The sequence below is a fragment of the Vibrio sp. Isolate32 genome, from assembly GCF_022397955.1.
Classification (GTDB): domain Bacteria; phylum Pseudomonadota; class Gammaproteobacteria; order Enterobacterales; family Vibrionaceae; genus Vibrio.
Genome location: NZ_JAKEUQ010000076.1, coordinates 1 through 2,203 on the forward strand (window position 1 = coordinate 1; position 2,203 = coordinate 2,203).

Genomic DNA, 2,203 nt, shown 5'->3' on the forward strand with positions numbered 1-2,203 from the left:
GTCCAAGTGAGCCTTGACGGCGGCGCGACGTGGAACGACGCCACGGTCAGTGGCAGCAGCTGGAGTTACGTGGACGCCACCACCCGCACCGACGGGGAAGTGCAGACGTACCAAGTGCGCGTGCTCGATTACGTCGGCAACGACACCGAGCTCAGTGACAGCCAAGACGTGACCTTTGACATTGACGGCAGCGGTGGCGGCACCGGCACGGGTACCGGCGGCACCAGCTCGGGTATCACTGGTGTTGCGATAGACAGCATCACCGACGATTCAGGTCTGGCGACGGACTTCATCACCAATGATGTCGATGGCATCACCGTCAGCGGTAGCCTGACCGGCACGGTCAACAACGACATCGTCCAAGTGAGCCTTGACGGCGGCGCGACGTGGAACGACGCCACGGTCAGTGGTCTATCTTGGAGTTACGTGGACGCCACCACCCGCACCGACGGGGAAGTGCAGACGTACCAAGTGCGCGTGCTCGATTACGTCGGCAACGACACCGAGCTCAGTGACAGCCAAGACGTGACCTTTGACATTGACGGCAGTGGCGGCGGCACCGGTACGGGTACCGGCGGCACCAACTCAGGCGTGACCGCGGTCTCTATCGACAGCATCACCGACGACTCAGGTCTGGCGACAGACTTCATCACCAACGATGTGGATGGCATCACCGTCAGCGGTAGCCTGACCGGCACGGTCAACAACGACATTGTCCAAGTGAGCCTTGACGGCGGCGCGACGTGGAACGACGCCACGGTCAGTGGCAGCAGCTGGAGTTACGTCGACGCCACCACCCGCACCGACGGGGAAGTGCAGACGTACCAAGTGCGSGTGCTCGATTACGTCGGCAACGACACCGAGCTCAGTGACAGCCAAGAYGTGACCTTTGACATTGACGGCAGTGGCGGCGGCACCGGTACGGGTACCGGCGGCACCARCTCGGGCGTGACSGCGGTCTCTATCGACAGCATCACCGACGACTCAGGTCTGGCGACRGAYTTCATYACCAACGATGTCGATGGCATCACCGTGAGCGGTAGCCTGACCGGCACGGTCAACAACGACATCGTCCAAGTGAGCCTTGAYGGCGGCGCGACGTGGAACGACGCCACGGTCAGTGGTCTATCTTGGAGTTACGTGGACGCCACCACCCGCACCGACGGGGAAGTGCAGACGTACCAAGTGCGCGTGCTCGATTACGTCGGCAACGACACCGAGCTCAGTGACAGCCAAGATGTGACCTTTGACATTGACGGCAGTGGCGGCGGCACCGGTACGGGTACCGGCGNGGCGGCGCGACGTGGAACGACGCCACGGTCAGTGGTCTATCTTGGAGTTACGTGGACGCCACCACCCGCACCGACGGGGAAGTGCAGACGTACCAAGTGCGCGTGCTCGATTACGTCGGCAACGACACCGAGCTCAGTGACAGCCAAGATGTGACCTTTGACATTGACGGCAGTGGCGGCGGCACCGGTACGGGTACCGGCGGCACCAGCTCAGGCGTGACCGCGGTCTCTATCGACAGCATCACCGACGACTCAGGTCTGGCGACAGACTTCATTACCAACGATGTCGATGGCATCACCGTCAGCGGTAGCCTGACCGGCACGGTCAACAACGACATCGTCCAAGTGAGCCTTGACGGCGGCGCGACGTGGAACGACGCCACGGTCAGTGGCAGCAGCTGGAGTTACGTSGACGCCACCACCCGCACCGACGGGGAAGTGCAGACGTACCAAGTGCGSGTGCTCGATTACGTCGGCAACGACACCGAGCTCAGTGACAGCCAAGACGTGACCTTTGACATTGACGGCAGTGGCGGCGGCACCGGTACGGGTACCGGCGGCACCAACTCGGGCGTGACCGCGGTCTCTATCGATACTATTACTGATGACTCAGGTGCGGCAGACTTTATCACCAACGACGTCGATGGCATCACCGTCAGCGGTAGCCTGACCGGCACGGTCAACAACGACATCGTCCAAGTGAGCCTTGACGGCGGCGCGACGTGGAACGACGCCACGGTCAGTGGCAGCAGCTGGAGTTACGTCGACGCCACCACCCGCACCGACGGAGAAGTGCAGACGTACCAAGTGCGCGTGCTCGATTACGTTGGCAACGACACCGAGCTCAGTGACAGCCAAGATGTGACCTTTGACATTGACGGCAGTGGCGGCGGCACCGGTACGGGTACCGG

General features: G+C 62.3%; 1 protein-coding gene. It reads left to right on the forward strand.

Annotated elements, in window-relative coordinates; genetic code table 11:
* Window positions 1-1,730: 1,730 nt before the first annotated feature.
* On the forward strand, window positions 1,731-2,203 hold a 473-nt coding region (locus tag L1D11_RS22440; protein ID WP_239862828.1), incomplete at its 3' end, for a hypothetical protein.